At 34.6% G+C, this 15540-nt stretch carries 15 protein-coding genes; 9 read left to right on the forward strand and 6 right to left on the reverse strand.

Annotated features, from left to right (window positions below):
• The first annotated feature begins 5 nt into the window (after positions 1-5).
• On the forward strand, positions 6-1103 hold the full coding sequence (locus METBO_RS07770) for a hypothetical protein (protein WP_013645143.1): 1098 nt from the start codon (positions 6-8) through the stop codon (positions 1101-1103).
• Between the two features lie 352 nt (positions 1104-1455).
• Here METBO_RS07770 and METBO_RS07775 read toward each other — a convergent pair whose 3' ends face one another.
• The 3 genes from METBO_RS07775 to METBO_RS07785 all read right to left on the reverse strand — a co-directional run bounded on the left by METBO_RS07775 (position 1456) and on the right by METBO_RS07785 (position 4116).
• Positions 1456-2532 (reverse strand): hypothetical protein, encoded by a 1077-nt coding sequence (locus METBO_RS07775; RefSeq protein WP_013645144.1) that lies wholly within the window; start codon positions 2530-2532, stop codon positions 1456-1458.
• Between the two features lie 439 nt (positions 2533-2971).
• Positions 2972-3340 carry a DUF5518 domain-containing protein gene (locus METBO_RS07780; RefSeq protein WP_013645145.1) on the reverse strand — a complete coding sequence of 123 codons (369 nt, stop codon included), beginning with the start codon at positions 3338-3340 and terminating at the stop codon, positions 2972-2974.
• Between the two features lie 305 nt (positions 3341-3645).
• The gene (locus METBO_RS07785) at positions 3646-4116 is read right to left on the reverse strand and encodes a hypothetical protein (RefSeq protein ID WP_013645146.1); all 471 of its coding nucleotides are present in this window, start codon (positions 4114-4116) and stop codon (positions 3646-3648) included.
• 305 nt (positions 4117-4421) lie between these two features.
• On the opposite strand from METBO_RS07785, the gene METBO_RS07790 reads away from it, so the two are divergent.
• From METBO_RS07790 to METBO_RS07800, 3 genes are all read left to right on the forward strand, one after another.
• Positions 4422-4817: a zinc ribbon domain-containing protein gene (locus METBO_RS07790; protein WP_013645147.1), complete on the forward strand. Its 396-nt coding sequence runs from the start codon at positions 4422-4424 to the stop codon at positions 4815-4817.
• A 45-nt stretch (positions 4818-4862) separates the two neighbouring features.
• Positions 4863-5300, forward strand: coding sequence for a hypothetical protein (locus METBO_RS07795; protein WP_013645148.1), 438 nt, complete (start codon positions 4863-4865; stop codon positions 5298-5300).
• A gap of 133 nt (positions 5301-5433) precedes the next feature.
• Positions 5434-6426, forward strand: a complete 993-nt coding sequence (locus METBO_RS07800) for an ARPP-1 family domain-containing protein (RefSeq protein ID WP_013645149.1) — start codon at positions 5434-5436, stop codon at positions 6424-6426.
• A 182-nt stretch (positions 6427-6608) separates the two neighbouring features.
• Here the strand turns inward: METBO_RS07800 and METBO_RS12820 are convergent, their stop codons facing one another.
• Positions 6609-9506, reverse strand: coding sequence for an Ig-like domain-containing protein (locus METBO_RS12820; protein WP_013645150.1), 2898 nt, complete (start codon positions 9504-9506; stop codon positions 6609-6611).
• A gap of 589 nt (positions 9507-10095) precedes the next feature.
• On the opposite strand from METBO_RS12820, the gene METBO_RS07810 reads away from it, so the two are divergent.
• From METBO_RS07810 to METBO_RS07820, 3 genes are read left to right on the forward strand one after another with little or no spacing between them, the layout of a single operon-like run.
• Positions 10096-10710 (forward strand): zinc ribbon domain-containing protein, encoded by a 615-nt coding sequence (locus tag METBO_RS07810; RefSeq protein WP_013645151.1) that lies wholly within the window; start codon positions 10096-10098, stop codon positions 10708-10710.
• Between the two features lie 27 nt (positions 10711-10737).
• The gene (locus tag METBO_RS07815; RefSeq protein ID WP_013645152.1) at positions 10738-11466 is read left to right on the forward strand and encodes a PsbP-related protein; all 729 of its coding nucleotides are present in this window, start codon (positions 10738-10740) and stop codon (positions 11464-11466) included.
• A 59-nt stretch (positions 11467-11525) separates the two neighbouring features.
• Positions 11526-12002: a hypothetical protein gene (locus METBO_RS07820; protein WP_013645153.1), complete on the forward strand. Its 477-nt coding sequence runs from the start codon at positions 11526-11528 to the stop codon at positions 12000-12002.
• Between the two features lie 82 nt (positions 12003-12084).
• Here the strand turns inward: METBO_RS07820 and METBO_RS07825 are convergent, their stop codons facing one another.
• Positions 12085-13824 (reverse strand): DNA-directed DNA polymerase, encoded by a 1740-nt coding sequence (locus METBO_RS07825; protein WP_013645154.1) that lies wholly within the window; start codon positions 13822-13824, stop codon positions 12085-12087.
• Positions 13825-13963: 139 nt separating this feature from the next.
• Here METBO_RS07825 and METBO_RS07830 point away from each other — a divergent pair, with 139 nt between their 5' ends.
• Positions 13964-14341 carry a hypothetical protein gene (locus tag METBO_RS07830; protein WP_013645155.1) on the forward strand — a complete coding sequence of 126 codons (378 nt, stop codon included), beginning with the start codon at positions 13964-13966 and terminating at the stop codon, positions 14339-14341.
• A 32-nt stretch (positions 14342-14373) separates the two neighbouring features.
• Entirely contained in the window at positions 14374-14868 is a 495-nt protein-coding gene (locus METBO_RS07835; protein ID WP_013645156.1) for a hypothetical protein, read from the forward strand.
• 25 nt (positions 14869-14893) lie between these two features.
• Here the strand turns inward: METBO_RS07835 and METBO_RS07840 are convergent, their stop codons facing one another.
• The gene (locus METBO_RS07840; RefSeq protein WP_013645157.1) at positions 14894-15304 is read right to left on the reverse strand and encodes a hypothetical protein; all 411 of its coding nucleotides are present in this window, start codon (positions 15302-15304) and stop codon (positions 14894-14896) included.
• Positions 15305-15540 lie beyond the last annotated feature (236 nt).

Here is a 15540-nt window from a genome sequence, read left to right on the forward strand (position 1 = left end):
ATTGAATGTCAAGTAAAATTTTCATGATTAAAAATAAGGAAAAATTAGTTGCTATGGATGAAAAGAAGTATGTAAATGAACTTGATTTTCAAGATTTAATTGAAGAATATCCTGATTTAATGCCTGGCGATCAAATTAATAGTGAAAATCCTCGAAAATGGCTATTGGTTAAAAGAGAACTTGGAATCCCCTTTGAAGAAGAAGGAAATAAATTATTGTCTTTAGATCATTTTTTTCTGGATCAAGATGGTATTCCCACATTGGTCGAAGTTAAAAGAAGTTGTGATACAAGATTACGGAGAGAAGTAGTAGCACAAATGTTAGATTATGCAGCAAATATAGTGTCTTATTTACCTTTTGAAGAAATTAAAAATACATTAATTTCAAAATATGATGATATAACTCTTATAGATGATTTTTTAGATGAAGATATGAATGAAAATGTATATTGGAATAATTTAGAATCTAATTTAAAAAATGGAAAAATCAGACTACTTTTTGTTGCAGATGAAATACCTAAAGAACTTCAAACAATTATAGAATTCTTAAACAATCAAATGGATAAAACAGAAGTTTTAGGTGTAGAAATTAAACAATATTTAGCTGAAGAAGAACAAACAAAAACATTGGTATCCAGAATCATTGGACAATCAGCAGAAATCCAATCAAAGGGTGGAAAAACTCAATATTTAACAAAAGATACTTTTTTAGAAAATGTAGATACTTATGGAAAGAATTTTTTTATTTTACTTTTCAAATTTGCTTCTGAAAACGATTTAATAATCAATTGGGGAACCAAAGGATTCTCTTTGAATGTTAAAATAGATAATAAAAATGTTAGTTTGTTGCAAGGATATTCAAATTTAAGGGCAAATGGACAAATAATGTATTCCACCATTAATAGTATCATAAAAAAAGTTGAAAACGGTGATGAAGTAGTTGATAAATTTATTTCAAAAGCATTGACAATTGACAATTTTATCAAGATTAATGGCGGATTTATGTTTGATCTAAAGAGAAATCTGCAAAGTGATGAATGGAATAAGTTTAAGGATTTAGTTTTGAATACAATAGGAGATATTAAAAAAAATGGTTTGGTTTAATTATCTTTACCCTCGATTCACCTAAATTTGGTGATTATTCTTAATCTACCCTTTCGGTTTCCCTTTCTTTTGTTGAACAAATTTTAGTGTATTCCTCTCCCAATTTCATCATATTTTAATGATAAATAATATAACTCTACCAATTTCTAGGGCATATTAAAAAAAATAGAATGAATTGAACCATTAGTTCTACCTTCTTCAAATTTTGTAATTAAACAGTTTCAAAAAAAGGTTACTGAATAAAAAAATAATTAAATTACAAAAACCCCTCTAAAGTGGAAATCATGATGTTATATAAGATTTTAAATTTTATATAGTCCAAAAAAATCAAAAAAGAATTAATGATTAAAGGTTAGCAGTAGAAATAAAACTTAATTTTAGATACTCCTATGCTGCTGATTATCCAGTAATCACTGTAGTAGTGTGTGCAGGTAATTAGTTTTGTTTTGCCGTTATTGTAACATATTTTAATGTAGTCTAAGTATCTGTTGTCGTAGTTTATGTAATCATAAATTCCAATTTGATTAATATAGCTGTACTTGTCAACTTCTAGATACCCATCAGGATAGGTTTTAACTATCTGATGTGAAGTTCCGCTTCCAAAATTAACGGTTCTAAGGGAGTTGATTTTTTGGTAACTGTATTTTTCACTGGTTTTTACTAATCCACTGAATAAATAGTTTTTAGTAATTTTAGCATATTTTTTGTAGAGATAGTTGTTGTCCTCGACATACTTAACAAATGTTGTGGTATTTTTTGATATTATAATGGTGTTGGGTGATATGGAAAAATTTAGGGTCCTGTTTTTTCCGTTGTAAATATTGGATCCAATGAAAGAAACCAATAAGTTTTGTTTTCCAGAAGAAGCAGGAATAGTAAAGGTAGCAATACCTTGGGAATTAGTTTTAGTAAAATAAGTTTTAGCACCCAACTTAGTTTGGATTATTCCAGATATTGGTGTTTTAGAGTTTAGATCAGTTAATTTCGTTGTTAGAGTTAATTTTTTTATTCCCAATTTCATGTTTAGTGATAATGTAGAATTCCCTTTTGGAATCGTGTATGCGTTATTGTAGGATGAAGATCCAAACATCGAGTTTCCAGCATATCTTACAAAATATGAATATTTTCCAGAGTTCACTGGAATACTAAAATAAAAATCCCCGTTTGAGGTGTATTGATTAGATTCCTTGGTGAAATTTTTTCCTACAACCTTTAATTTCACATAACCGTCTGGTGTACCCCAATAGTCAGGTGAGTCCCAATCTCCCGAATTCTCTACATATCCCTCAATATTTAAATTGGCATGATTTCCAGCATATTTATGGTTTACATCACAAATAACAATATCAGTACTGTCAACTGCCGATGCAGTTGGAACAAAGATAAAAAATGATATTAAAACTGCTAAAAATAGTATATTTCTTTTCATTTAACCAACCCCCATTTTTAAATAGTTATCATTAAACTCCTTTATAAATTTTAGTAAAATTGTTGTTAAAATAGTTCCATTTCATATATGATTGAGTTATATTCACCGCACATAGGTTATGATCCCTAATCTATCATATTTTCTCGTTTAAAGTTGAATTTATCATATTTTTAATCATTAAAAAGAATTAATACGAATCAATTAATTATTGAAGGGTGGATTACTGTTTAATTATGAATATACAAAATTTAAATATGTGATATGCACCAATGGCCACATAATTATCATGAAAATTTGATTAAGGAAAAGAAAGCTAATGATCTTTTACACCAAGTTATTAAAAAAATGGAAAATTGTGTGGTTTATCTATCTCTAATAAACTGCAAATTTTGAGTTATCTTTAATGCAAACAGTTTATTGTTCTGTTCCATTTCGTGGTTTAGGGTGTTCTGTTGAAAATTGAGCCTATTGTACCCCCTACAGCTCCAATTAGGGCGTATATAATTATGGCTATAAGAGCCTGTAATAAGCTTGTGACTGGCCATAATTCTTTTGCAAGGGCACCAAATCCCAGGAGGTATAATATTAATATTATTAGGGTGCCTACAACTCCTCCAACAACACCAACAAGGGCACCATGAATTGCTCCATTCTTATAACCTTCTCCAACATTGTATCCTACGTATGCTGTTGCAATGAAAAATCCAATTATTCCCCCAGCATCACCCGCAATATCTCGGAGTATGGCCCATAGTATTAATGATATTATTAGACCCCTTCTCACTGAGGTCCACTTTATTTCAACCATATAATTAACCTCCTCCATTATTCAAAAGTTTCAGACACGTTATCAATCTAAATTACAGATCCATAACCTGAAATGTTCTTTTTGATTTGTAAGGAAATTTTTCTTTAATATTATTATATTGCTCCTAATTATTATAAAATATGAAAATTCTCTTTTGAAATTCGTTATAAAATTGGAACTTATTTCATTGAAACAGTTAAATCATCAAAATCTCTTAAATAACCTTAAATAATTGAGGAAGTTGAATTTTAAAGTAAGTATTTCTAAAAAAAGAGAGTTGCACCTAATCTTGCCCAATGGTTTCTTTATTTCATGTGAAAATTGGTGATTATTCTTAATCTACCGTATTTTCTGTTTCCCTTTTTTGTGGAACAGATCTTATCGTATTCCCCCTCAATTTCATCATCTTTTAATGATAGGTAGTAGAGTTCCACCAGCTTCTGGGCATATTCATCGATTTCTTCTCCTGTGTGTGTTTGATCAAAGGTTTCATACTCCACTATGTGGTAGGCTTCGTGTGCCAAGATACTGGGTCTTTTTACGTTTATAACGCTTGAAAAATTTTCATCGTTAAGGAGTATGAGATGTTCAGCTGTGTAGGATTGGAATAATTGTTGCATGAATTTGGTTGTTGAGTTGAAGGTTTGTAGTTCGTCTGGATTTAGTTCTTCCTTGATTTTTTTGATGTAGATTTGATTGGCTTTGCAGGGTATTGAACAGGCTATGTACGATAATGGTTCGCAGCCATGTTCCGGGGATTTAATTGCTGCACCCAAATATTCATCTAGGTATTTGCCGTAGCTGATTCTTTCATTGAAAAATGTTTGTGATTCTGTTTCATCCAGTACTACGACTTTGAAGCTGGTATCTATATCGCAGGTTTTTAGTACGTATTTTACTAATTTGTCGAATGTTTTGGTTACAAATATTTTGAATCACCTTAATTTTTGGTTTTTACTTTTCTTGTCATTGTTTTAATTTATCTTTGTATATGTTTTATGTACATTATAATTATTTCCATTTTTTGTCAATAGTAAACATTAAATATATCATACGTTTAATGTTAATTAGAGGTGAATATATGACATATTGTAAAAAATGTGGAAGTGAAAATACTAATGGTGCTACATTCTGTAAAAAATGTGGCGAATCAATGGATAGTGTTGAAATTAAGAAGACTTCCAGAACAGTTGAACTCGTACTAGGAATACTTGGAGGCATTTTCGGACTTTTAGGAGGAGTTTTTGCCCTGATGTTCTCGGCTTTCGCACCCAGTGTTGCAAGTCTAGGTGCAAGTGCAGTTATAGCATCCATCGTGGGTCTAATAGGATCTGCCTACGTATTGCAGAATCCCAAATGGGGAGGAATCATCCTAATTGTAAGTGCAGTATGGCTTCTAATCAGCATATCATTATTCGGTGTTCTAGGTGCTGTGCTCTTAGGTTTAGCTGGTTTATTGGCAGTTTTAAGGAAATAGATTTTTTTGTTAATCATAAAACATTGGGTTTAGAGGTGAATTAAGATGAAATGGGGTTTAAAAAACATTAGTTTAGTACTGGGAGTGTTAATTGTTTTAGCAATTGTAGGTGTAAGTGGCTGTACGAGTAGTGGTAACAGCACATCTGACCAGCCAAAAATAAATGTCACCAACTTGACTGTGAAATCATCAGGCTACGGAGGCTACGACATCAATGCAGTTGTGGTACCAAATAAAGATATAGGTTACCTTGAAATGGCCACTGTATGGTACGATTCAAGCGGTGCAATCATTGAAAAATCTCCACTTGTATGGAACATCAACAACGTAACTGCAGGTCAGGTTTACAAGGTAAATGGTATGGATTCACTCTACGATAAAGGTACACCTGCAAAGGTTGATGTTTACATTTTTGATTCCGTGTTTAGTGGTGGAGACACATCAGACGCAATATACCATGCCACAGTAAACATGACGAAGTAAAAGAAGGATAGATTTTTCAATTCAATTTTTTTTTATTTTTTTTAACCTGTTGTATGTATGATTTGTTTTTTTGGGGATAATATTCCCGAGAAATATTTGGATTTCAAAATAAAAGAATTAGGGGTGTGATTTTATGAATGCTGATTTAATCGAATACTTTGAGGAACTGGAATTTGGAGAAATCCAACACCAGGGATCCATGGCTGTTTTACCTGTTTTTACTAGCCATGAATCTAGTCTTCATTACATGACGTTAACAAATGCTTTGAAGGCGGATCTGGTGGAAATATCTGAAATGAATGAAATGGGAACTGTTTCTGAGTTAAAGGTTCATAACAGTGCCGATGTTCCCGTGCTTATCCTTGATGGGGAGGAACTGGTGGGTGCAAAGCAGAACAGAATTGTAAATACCACCATACTTTTAAAGGAAAGATCTTTAACAGTTATTCCTGTGAGCTGTGTTGAACAGGGAAGGTGGAGTTATAAATCCCGTAAATTTCAGGATTCAAGCAGACTGGCACATTCCAAGCTCAGAAATTTGAAATCTGTCTCTGTGAAGAAATCTGTTGAAGAGTACGGTCAGCACTTCTCAGACCAGGGCGAACTTTGGAACGCCATTCATGAAATCGAAAGGAAAACTGATCTACATTCCCCCACCAGCGCCATGACTGATATTTACGATGAATTCAAAGATGATCTGACCGACTACTTGGAATCCTTTAAAGTGGTTGAAGGCCAAACAGGACTTCTAGTCTTTATTAACGGTGAAATTATGGGATTGGACATCATCTCAAACAAATCAGCCTACAAAGTTCTCCACAAGAAACTTGTTGAAAGCTACGCCCTGGATTCCATGTTTCAAGACAATAAAAAAACATCCATGAACATAAACCTTGAAGCTGCCCATAAATTCATTGAAGACATCAAGGACTGTGATGAATCTAAAAATGAGTCGGTGGGATATGGTTTTGATCACAGATTTGCAAGTGACCTCTACATAGGCTCTGCACTGGTCTTCAACAATGAACTCATTCATGCTTCATTCTTTAAAAGTCTTGAAGTTGAAGATGGTGAAATTGGAGGCATGGCCAGATCAACGGTACGTGCAAATCTCAAGGGAAACTAAATAGGTTTTTTTAATTTTAAGCTTGGATCCCATCCTAATTTTTTTTTAAACTACTAATCGTATTAATAGGTTTAATTGTTGGAATATTCTAAGTATTTATAGAATGTAAACATATCTTTTTTTTACAAAATAATTTCCTATTAAAAAAAAAAACGAATGAAAATTAAAAAAAATGGAAATGTTTATTGTTTTCCTGTTTTAAATTTGAAAGTGTAATAAGTGGCAAAATTATTGCCCACAGTATCTTTTATTGCCCCTACAGGAATATAAACCTGATAGAGATTTTGAGCCTGCCTTTTCAAATTCATTTTAATACTTATTGTGTTTTTAGAAATGGTTTTTTTGATCAGCTCCTTTTTTCCTGTTTTTAAATTTTTGAGGTATATCCTGTTCCAGTTGGTGCTGTTTTTGATGTTTTCACTAAATTTGATATAGATGGTACCTGTTCTTGAAACACCAATTGCACCTTTTTTAGGGGTGGTTTGGATAACTTTCGGTGCTGTTTTATCGATTGTATAGGTACATATTTTATGTGTTGATGGATTACCTGCAGTATCAACTGCATAAAATTCAAGATGGTTAGTTCCCTGATTGCTTACTAAAACGTTTCCACTGCCTATGAACATGTGCCATGACCCGTTGTTTATTCTATAATAAATTTTAGCACAGGATTCACTCGACAATTTAACGTTGATATTACTTTTTGATATGCCACTAGCTTGGTTTGCACTTAAAACTGGAGGAATACTATCTACTGTAAAGCTACTCATGTAAAAATTGAAAGAATTTCCATTAAGATCAGTTATACTACCCGGATTAATCGTTACAACATATTTATCACCATTTAAAGATTTTAATGGCTTTATAGTCAACATGTTTCCATTGACAATACTGGTTATTGGAATTAATGTTCCGCTGCTATTTTTTAATTCAATACCATTATTTATTGATCTGATTGGTTCACTGAACTTAATATTGATTATTGGGTTTACTGGGATATTTACAGCATTGTCAGCAGGATTGGTATTTATAACAACTGGGGAAATTAAATCTCTTATGTTGATTAAAAGACTTAGTGTTTGATTATCAACCTTAACATTTATTATAGAGTCTCCATAGGTATTTCCTGCTCTAAATGTTGCAAATGCATTTAATCCACTGTATATAATGTTATTTGTGGACAATATATTACCTAAGTTATTATTAGAAGTGAAAAAAACTTCATCATCTGGAACTGCTCCTAAACTAGAAGTATCTTGATTGTTTGAGTTATACTTTAAGTTAGCAGTTATAATGCTTGATTCACTAGGGTTAATTGGGTTTTTACTACTGCTGATTTTGAGCACAATCCATGGATCAATGTTAACATAGCCATCAATTACTGTGATAATGTTACTGTCCGGGTAATTGTTAGATCCCCACCAGTTATTTTCTGCATTCATTGTACCAATTTTTTGGTAAACTTCAGATTTAGATGCAGAGTTTCCATAAAATTTATTAAAATGCAAATTACATGTGCCTGCATTGTATATAGCACCACCAAAACTGTAAGGTCCTGTAGCGGTGTCAGAACATCTGCCTTCATGTCCTGCAGCATTGTTTGAGATTGTAGTGTTGGTTAAATTGAGGGTTTTCGTAGTGTATATAGCCCCACCAAAACCACCTTTGCCTGCATAATTGCCACAATATTGGTAGTATCCATTTCCCCCATTTCCTGCTGCATTATTTGAAAATGTAGAACTGATTATGTTGAGAGTTTTTATATTGTAAATAGCCCCTCCATCTCCACCGTTACCACCATTAGCTTCAAATCCACCGTTTCCCCCAATTCCCGCTTGGTTGGTTAAGAAGCTTGTGCTTGCTATGGTAATTGTACCGTTGTTATAGATAGCACCACCAAAACCTCCAACACCCCCATCTCCATAAATAGGGACATCAGCATAACTAGCGCCATTATCTCCACCTCTCCCACCATTTCCAGCAGCATTACTTGAGAATGTGGAACTGGTTATGTTGAGTGTTCCAGTATTGTAGATAGCTCCACCAGAGCCACCAACACCTCCAAAACCACCGCTTCCATTCACACATGTGGGGCCAGAATGTCCACCATATCCACCTGTTCCTGCAAGGTTACTTGAAAGAATTGTGTCACTCATGATGATTGTTCCGGTACTGTAAACAGCACCTCCAAAACCACCCAATCCTCCAAGACCACCATACTCGGGTCCCATGATACAATTCCCTCCACAACCACCATAACTTCCATTGCCTGCGTTGTTATTTGAAAGAACTGTGTTGGTTAATGTGAGTGTTCCAGTATTATAAATAGCTCCACCAGAACCACCTTTACCACCGGAACCACCACAAAAAGCACCATAAGTTCCTTTACCGGCATCACCACCGTTTCCACCATTACCGGCAGCGTTGTTTGAGAGTAGCGAGTTGGTTATAGTTAGTTTTCCAGTATTATAAATAGCTCCACCATTACCTCCATTACCTCCATTTTTTCCAAGTCCCGTGCTGCTTGAAGCCCCAGCACCACCATTACCCGCATTGTTGTTTGAAAGAATGGTATCTGTCAAAATAAGCGTCCCATTATTACTGATAGCACCGCCAGAATTACCATTTAGACCAGCCTTTCCATTGGCTGTTTTTCCATTGGTTATTGTCATATTTTGGATATTAAAAATAACACCCTTCTTAATATCAAATATATGGTAAATGTAACTTCCAGTTAGGATAGTTCTAGTTAAATTTTGACCAGTGAGTGTCATATTTTTTGTTATGGTCATGCCTGTATTTTGGGTCCCAGTGTATTGCCCGTTTGCAATATATATCTGCCCATTATTACTCACAGCCCCCGTAGCACTTTTTATAGATTTTTTAGGACCTATAACACCTGATTGCCATACAGATGACTGACCATTCCAGCTATCATTCCCAGTCACAACATTCACGTAAACATTAGAATAAGTAGCAGCTGAAACTGTATTTAAACCCATAGAAAAAACCAAAATTAAACCTAAAAATATAATTGGTAAACTTGTTTTCGTTTTAATAAATTTACTTTCAATATTCATAAGATACCCCCCGTTATACTGTAGTTTTAATTAATCTCTATATAAATGTTATCAAGTCAATAGGTATATGAGTTAGTATAAAGAAGTGATAGTAAAATTTAGAACTAATATCATAGTAAACAGTCTTATCACTACTAATTATTGTCTAATTTTATTCTTAAATCATGGCATATCCATTCTCATCATAGAGTAATTAAAACATTGAGAAGTATGATTCACAGCCCCATGATTTTAATTCTTATTTTAAAAATGGGTTTTATGAGTATTTCGATAAATCTAAATATGGATAATAGTTTATTAGAGTATTTCATGCCTGAAAATAGATTTTGAACTTTATAAAGTTTAAATAATGGATGCATGGCCAGATCAAAGGTACGTGCAAATCTCAGGGGGATTTAAACAAATTAAAAATTTTAAGACTCTAATAAAATGAGTCTTAAATCTTTTTCTTAATGGAATGACAGGGTAGAATTTAGATTCTAACCTTATCCATTGATTATCAGTTGTAACAGTCCAGTATCTATGATTATATATGGTTGTAAATTAAATCTAAATTTTAGTTAACAATATATTTGGGGGGTTTTTAATTTTGAAATGTGATAAATGTGGTAGGGAGAATAATGAAACCGCAGTATACTGTAAATCATGCGGTGCAGCATTAAAGGATAAAGAAAATTTAATTGTTCGTATAAATGCTAGGCTAAATTTCTTAGCAGTAACCCTGGGTTTAATTGTTTTTATAATTGTAATGTTCATTACAAGCTTTTTGTTCATTGGTTTAGTTACTTTTAAAGCTGTTCCAGCTGTAGTTTATATATTATTGGTCTTGGTTATCTCGGTTTTTGTTGGGTCAATCATTCCAGGGGTTTGGGGTTCTAAAACTGTTGATGACGGCTACATAAATGGCAGTTTTTTAAGTTTGGTTGTTCTGGTACTGGCAGGTATAATTGCTGCATTCATATTTTTAGCATTCATGGGAGTGGCTTCAATATTGGCCAGTGCATTTGGACCTGCAAGTAGTTTGCTTGGATCAGGAACATCTGGAGCAGTATCATCGCTAAATTCAACAAGCTCTGCTTCAGGTACAAATGTTTTGAATCTGATTTTAAACCTTGTGGAACTCATTGCTTCATTGGTGCTTATCCTAGTTTCAGGAGCCATCGGCGGTGCACTTGGTGTTTTAATTAAAGACCAGTTTAACTAAAAATCCGTAGGATGTTGGTGGGAAAAAATGGTTAAGTGTCAAAGATGCGGACAAGAAAATGATGGAGATGCAGATTTCTGTGAAAACTGTGGAGCAAACCTCAACCCATTAAAAAATGGGGGTTCTAGACAACCTCCTCACGATAGGGGTATGAAACAATCCACCAAAATATTGATAACAGTATGTATTTTACTGGTTGCAGTGTTGGGAGTGAGTGCCGCTGCTTTATCACAGCTTAATAAAGTGGCCACAGTTCCAGGATCTACAGTTAATTCTGTTAATCAATCAACAAGCTCGACAAATAATGTTAAAAGCAGTGCTAATGCTGGGCCAAAGACATTCAGTAATGGAATTATCTATTTCCAGTACCCTTCAAATTGGGATGTTTTACCCAATACAAGTAATATTATGGCCATAGTCGGTCTTCCACACTATCCATCTTTTAGTGTTTACGATGAATCTAAATATGGATACGGCAGTTTATCGGAATATGTGTCAAGCTCTGAAAGTCAGATGACTTCTAATGGTTTTTCAATCCAATCAGAGCGAAATATATTGGTGGATGGTTTACATGCACATGAAACAACCTACCAAGGTAAATCAGGTAATGGTAAACTGATCATCCAGAGGATGGTGCTGGTGGAAAAATCACCGGGTTCAGAGTATTATGCATTGGTAGGTGCAGATAACGCAAACCAGTATGATCAAGACAGTTCCAGCTTTGATCAGATAATGAACAGTTTCAAATTCTTATAAATCAGATTCGAGATAACATGACGTGCAATAATAGATAAATCAAATAAGGGGGTCTTAATATGAAGAAATATAATGGTTCAATCTTTGGGATCGTGGTAATTTTAATTTTAGTTATAATGGTTTCAGGATGTACAAGCAGCTCTTCTCAACAGAATGGTACAAAAATTTATCAAAGAAATTGGAAAGTGAGTGCAGATCATTTTGGTGGAGTTTCTCAAGAAGTTATAGATGCTTTTGCAGGTAGCTATGTAGCATACAAAAATGGCACCACAATTACTTTGATTGGAACTGGAAAACAATTGAGTAAAGAAAATGATACCATGCATCAATTAAAGGAGGTTTATGTTCAAGATGGTTCAAATGTTAATACTACGTATTATATTGATGGAAGATTAGGTGGATACAGTTATACCAATCAAACTACAACAGATCAGATGTTTGATATTAGTAAAAAGACTTGGGAATTAAGTTTAACAACAGTAGAGGAAAATTTAAGCATGGAATTAGATAACAGAACTGAAAATGTCAGACTATAATTCTACTTTATTTTTTAAATAAAATTTAAATTTCACTCAAAATTCTAACATTAGAAGCCTACTCAATCAGGTATCACCCATTCTATTCCAATTTTTCATCTAAAACTGCATAAAATCCATCTGTATCAGCGTACAATGGTTTGAAACCGTGTTCACGAGATTTTTCCATGGTTTTTTGGAGAAAATCTCGCCCCCATGCTGTTATGGCTTCTGAACATTCTATACTGTACCATCTAAATGTGCTGTGATTGTAAAGTCCGTATATGGTGTTGGTGAGTCTTTTAAATGCTTCTTGTCTGAAGTTTAGTATTTGGAGTTCCCTGGGGTCTGTTGTTTGTGCCATGATTTTTTTGACCTTTCTCCTGTTTTCAAGGAGTTCCACAACCACCGATGGAATGAATCCCTGTGGATTTTTTTTAAATTTGTACCCGAATTCTGGTGTTACATGGGAGTTTGGATTTTCTGTGAGTGTGTCGGGTGAGATGTTTTTTGCCACGATTATGCTGGGGTAAAGGCTTCTAAAGTCGAAGTAGTGGATGTTTTTTTGAAGGCCCTGTACTGGTTCTTCTACGTAGCCTCCAACCACATCCCTTAGGTAGTTTCCAAACTTGTTTAGGGCTATCTTTCCGGAGTGATAAGCCTTTCTTATGAGGTACCATTCCACCTGTTTTCCACTTCCCATTCGTGAAACATCAAAGAGTGGTTGGCCAACTATCCTGGTGAGTTCTATGCTGAGGGGCAGCATCTTTTCACCGATCTTGGTGACTGCCTCAACATCTGCCAAGGCATATTTGAATAAGGTTTCCAACCGTTTACCTCCTTCATGGAAGCTTGTGTAAACTTCGTGGTCTGGAATATCACCTTTGTCTGCTCCGAAAAGTTCCTTGTAAACCCTTTTAATGGTGTGGTGTTCCAAGGGCAGGTGTCTTCGCAGGTTTGAGTAGAGGTCTATGTGCACCCTTCCCCTTATGGTTGCAGCATTTCTTCGTCCGTTGTTTCGGATCTTAAGTTTGGATCCATCCACTCCAAGTTTGAGTGGTACTTTAAGCTTTTCTGCCCGGCCTGTTAAGTATGGGAAGTCGTACCTGTCTGAGTTGTACCCTAAAAGAATATCTGGATCCTCACTGTTCACTGTTTCTATAAATCTCTGGATGAGTTCTTCCTCTGTTGAGACTGTTTCCACAAATTTTTGGGATGATTCTTTGGTGGTGATGATCCTTTGAAGGCCGTGGTTACTTGAGAAGTTTATCATTATGATGGGATCTTTCTCAATGTTGGGTGTTCCATAGGCTGTGGCTGCTTCGATGTTGAAGCTGAGTATTTTTAGCTTCTCCGGGTACAATCCCATATCTGTGGGTTCTTCCTGTATTTCGAAGATACACCTTCCGTTGTCCAAGGTTTTCATGGTTTTACCTCGAACTTCCACCATGTTCATGGGGTGAAGATCATTGTCAATGAGGTATCTTCTGTAAAATGGTATGTCATATTCCCGTATTTCATCCACAGATTTGAGGTTTTTTAGTTCCTTTTTTAATTTGTGGGTGTCGTGGGGATGTTTTAGTGTGAGCTTTAGAAAATCCCTGGTTTTTCCATTGTCCTCTTTTGTTACTGTTTCGATATTTGAAAGGTTTAGTGTGCTTAGTTCCTTTTTACAAAGTAATATGTTGTCTGTGTGGATGTATATGTATGGTTTGAATGTTTTGTGGTGTGCTGTTATTGTTTTGTTGTTTTCACCAATCTGTCTGCCAAATAGTCTTATGACCGCTGCACCATTCTGTGTGATGTAATCAATGTCTAAGAGCACGAATTTTTTAGTCTCCATATGGGATTTACTTTATTGTGCATTGGTAATATACCTTTTCAAGGTTGTATTACTTCTCATATGCTCTCTACCTCAATTTCCATGACCTTTGAATACTATAATGTACTTTTATCTAAAGAGTGGGGAAGGTGAATTTACAATGAGAGTGAGTGAGGGAGTGACCAGGGGAAAGATAGCTGAGCTTAACAATCCTGAAATTTTCAGGGAGCGTGAAGAGGTTGTTGTGTTTAAAAGGGATGAGTTCAATCGTATTTACAGATCCATGATGGAGCAGATCAATCATGTTAACCAGATCCATCTCTACCTCGATGAATCTGAAACATGGAAGTTGATGGGTTACTGGCCTAAAATTATGGAGCGGGTTTACATCATTGACAGGAACATGGATGCCCTGTTGAAGAATGAACCCCTCCAGTGTTACCTTGATGCATTCCTAGAGAGTTCGGTTGGAAGTTTTAGTGGGGAAGTTGCAGCATCTAAAGGGAAGGTTTCAGTAAAGGACATGCTTCCAATATAGAACCTCCATATTTTTAGTGGGATGTTAATTTTATGCGTTACAGTTACGGTATACTCGACCAGAAACAAATACTACTCTACCACCCACAACTATTCCTAAGAAACAACGATGTTCTAATATTCCCAACCAGGGAGTTTCATAAATGGCACGGAGATATAAAGGAGTACTTGGATGGACTCTACCAGATCCAGCTCAGATCCGGAACCGTTAAAAAACCATTATCTCTTGATATGAACGATTTTAACCTGGCAAATGCAGTGTTAAACAATATCACAGACGAAGTTAAGGATATTTTCGATGAAAACAACATCTTAAACCTGTCCCATCATTACGTGTCCACACTGGATGAGAAGTACAAGAAAATGGTTGGAAACAACTACACAACAGATATGAAACGGTGCGACACCAAAATCCTTTTAAAACCCAGGATCACACCGTGGATGAAAGAAAAGCATGTACTGGAAATTGTGGATCAGGTAAGTAGTGATGTTGTAAAAATCAAGAAAAATGAGAAATTATTTGAGTAAATTCTAGTTTAAATATAGACACTTTCTACAGGACAAAAAACGCAGTGGCAGCAAAACAGTGATGAGTATTGTTTGTGTAGTTTGCAACCAGTATGTAAGTTCCATTGGTGTTTATTGTGAAGGTTTGAAGTTTGGTTACACCTTTCCATTCATCAGTTTGTGTGTACTGTGAACATACATAATTTAAATGAACATCATATATTGTGGTGTTAATCCACTGAAATCCCTGGGGATTCCAAAAACCTATATTTCGGCTTAATTTAAGTTCTATATTTATTGGATCACCTCTCATGACACCAAACATGTTGAGATAATGATCTTCGCTGTGGGGACCAGTTATTCTGAATTCATTAAAATCTTCAGCAAACACTGGAAGAACCAATAATGAGAATACACACAAGGATATCGACGCAAATATTGCTAATTTTGTATACATGATTTACACACCTTTGTTTTTAAAACTTTAATAGTATGATATTATTATATATTTAAATGAAAGTATTAATAAATCTTTTTGTTCAGGATAAATTTCTTGATACAATTTTCTTGAGGATAGGGAGAATACTTCCATTGAGCATCAGTTTAAAAAGGAGTTAGCAATTACAATTATATATTTGAGAATGAATTTTTTACAACAAAACAAAATTCTAATAATTCATGAACAACTTTTCA

The organism is Methanobacterium lacus, assembly GCF_000191585.1.
Classification (GTDB): Archaea; Methanobacteriota; Methanobacteria; order Methanobacteriales; family Methanobacteriaceae; genus Methanobacterium_B; species Methanobacterium_B lacus.

Excerpts from the sequence above, each read along its gene's own strand:
- METBO_RS07830 (WP_013645155.1), top strand. The coding sequence starts at position 13,964 with ATGAGAGTGAGTGAGGGAGTGACCAGGGGAAAGATAGCTGAGCTTAAC.
- METBO_RS07840 (WP_013645157.1), bottom strand. The coding sequence starts at position 15,304 with ATGTATACAAAATTAGCAATATTTGCGTCGATATCCTTGTGTGTATTC.
- METBO_RS07800 (WP_013645149.1), top strand. The coding sequence starts at position 5,434 with ATGAATGCTGATTTAATCGAATACTTTGAGGAACTGGAATTTGGAGAA.
- METBO_RS12820 (WP_013645150.1), bottom strand. The coding sequence starts at position 9,506 with ATGAATATTGAAAGTAAATTTATTAAAACGAAAACAAGTTTACCAATT.
- METBO_RS07780 (WP_013645145.1), bottom strand. The coding sequence starts at position 3,340 with ATGGTTGAAATAAAGTGGACCTCAGTGAGAAGGGGTCTAATAATATCA.
- METBO_RS07795 (WP_013645148.1), top strand. The coding sequence starts at position 4,863 with ATGAAATGGGGTTTAAAAAACATTAGTTTAGTACTGGGAGTGTTAATT.
- METBO_RS07770 (WP_013645143.1), top strand. The coding sequence starts at position 6 with ATGTCAAGTAAAATTTTCATGATTAAAAATAAGGAAAAATTAGTTGCT.
- METBO_RS07815 (WP_013645152.1), top strand. The coding sequence starts at position 10,738 with ATGGTTAAGTGTCAAAGATGCGGACAAGAAAATGATGGAGATGCAGAT.
- METBO_RS07790 (WP_013645147.1), top strand. The coding sequence starts at position 4,422 with ATGACATATTGTAAAAAATGTGGAAGTGAAAATACTAATGGTGCTACA.
- METBO_RS07775 (WP_013645144.1), bottom strand. The coding sequence starts at position 2,532 with ATGAAAAGAAATATACTATTTTTAGCAGTTTTAATATCATTTTTTATC.
- METBO_RS07820 (WP_013645153.1), top strand. The coding sequence starts at position 11,526 with ATGAAGAAATATAATGGTTCAATCTTTGGGATCGTGGTAATTTTAATT.
- METBO_RS07835 (WP_013645156.1), top strand. The coding sequence starts at position 14,374 with ATGCGTTACAGTTACGGTATACTCGACCAGAAACAAATACTACTCTAC.
- METBO_RS07825 (WP_013645154.1), bottom strand. The coding sequence starts at position 13,824 with ATGGAGACTAAAAAATTCGTGCTCTTAGACATTGATTACATCACACAG.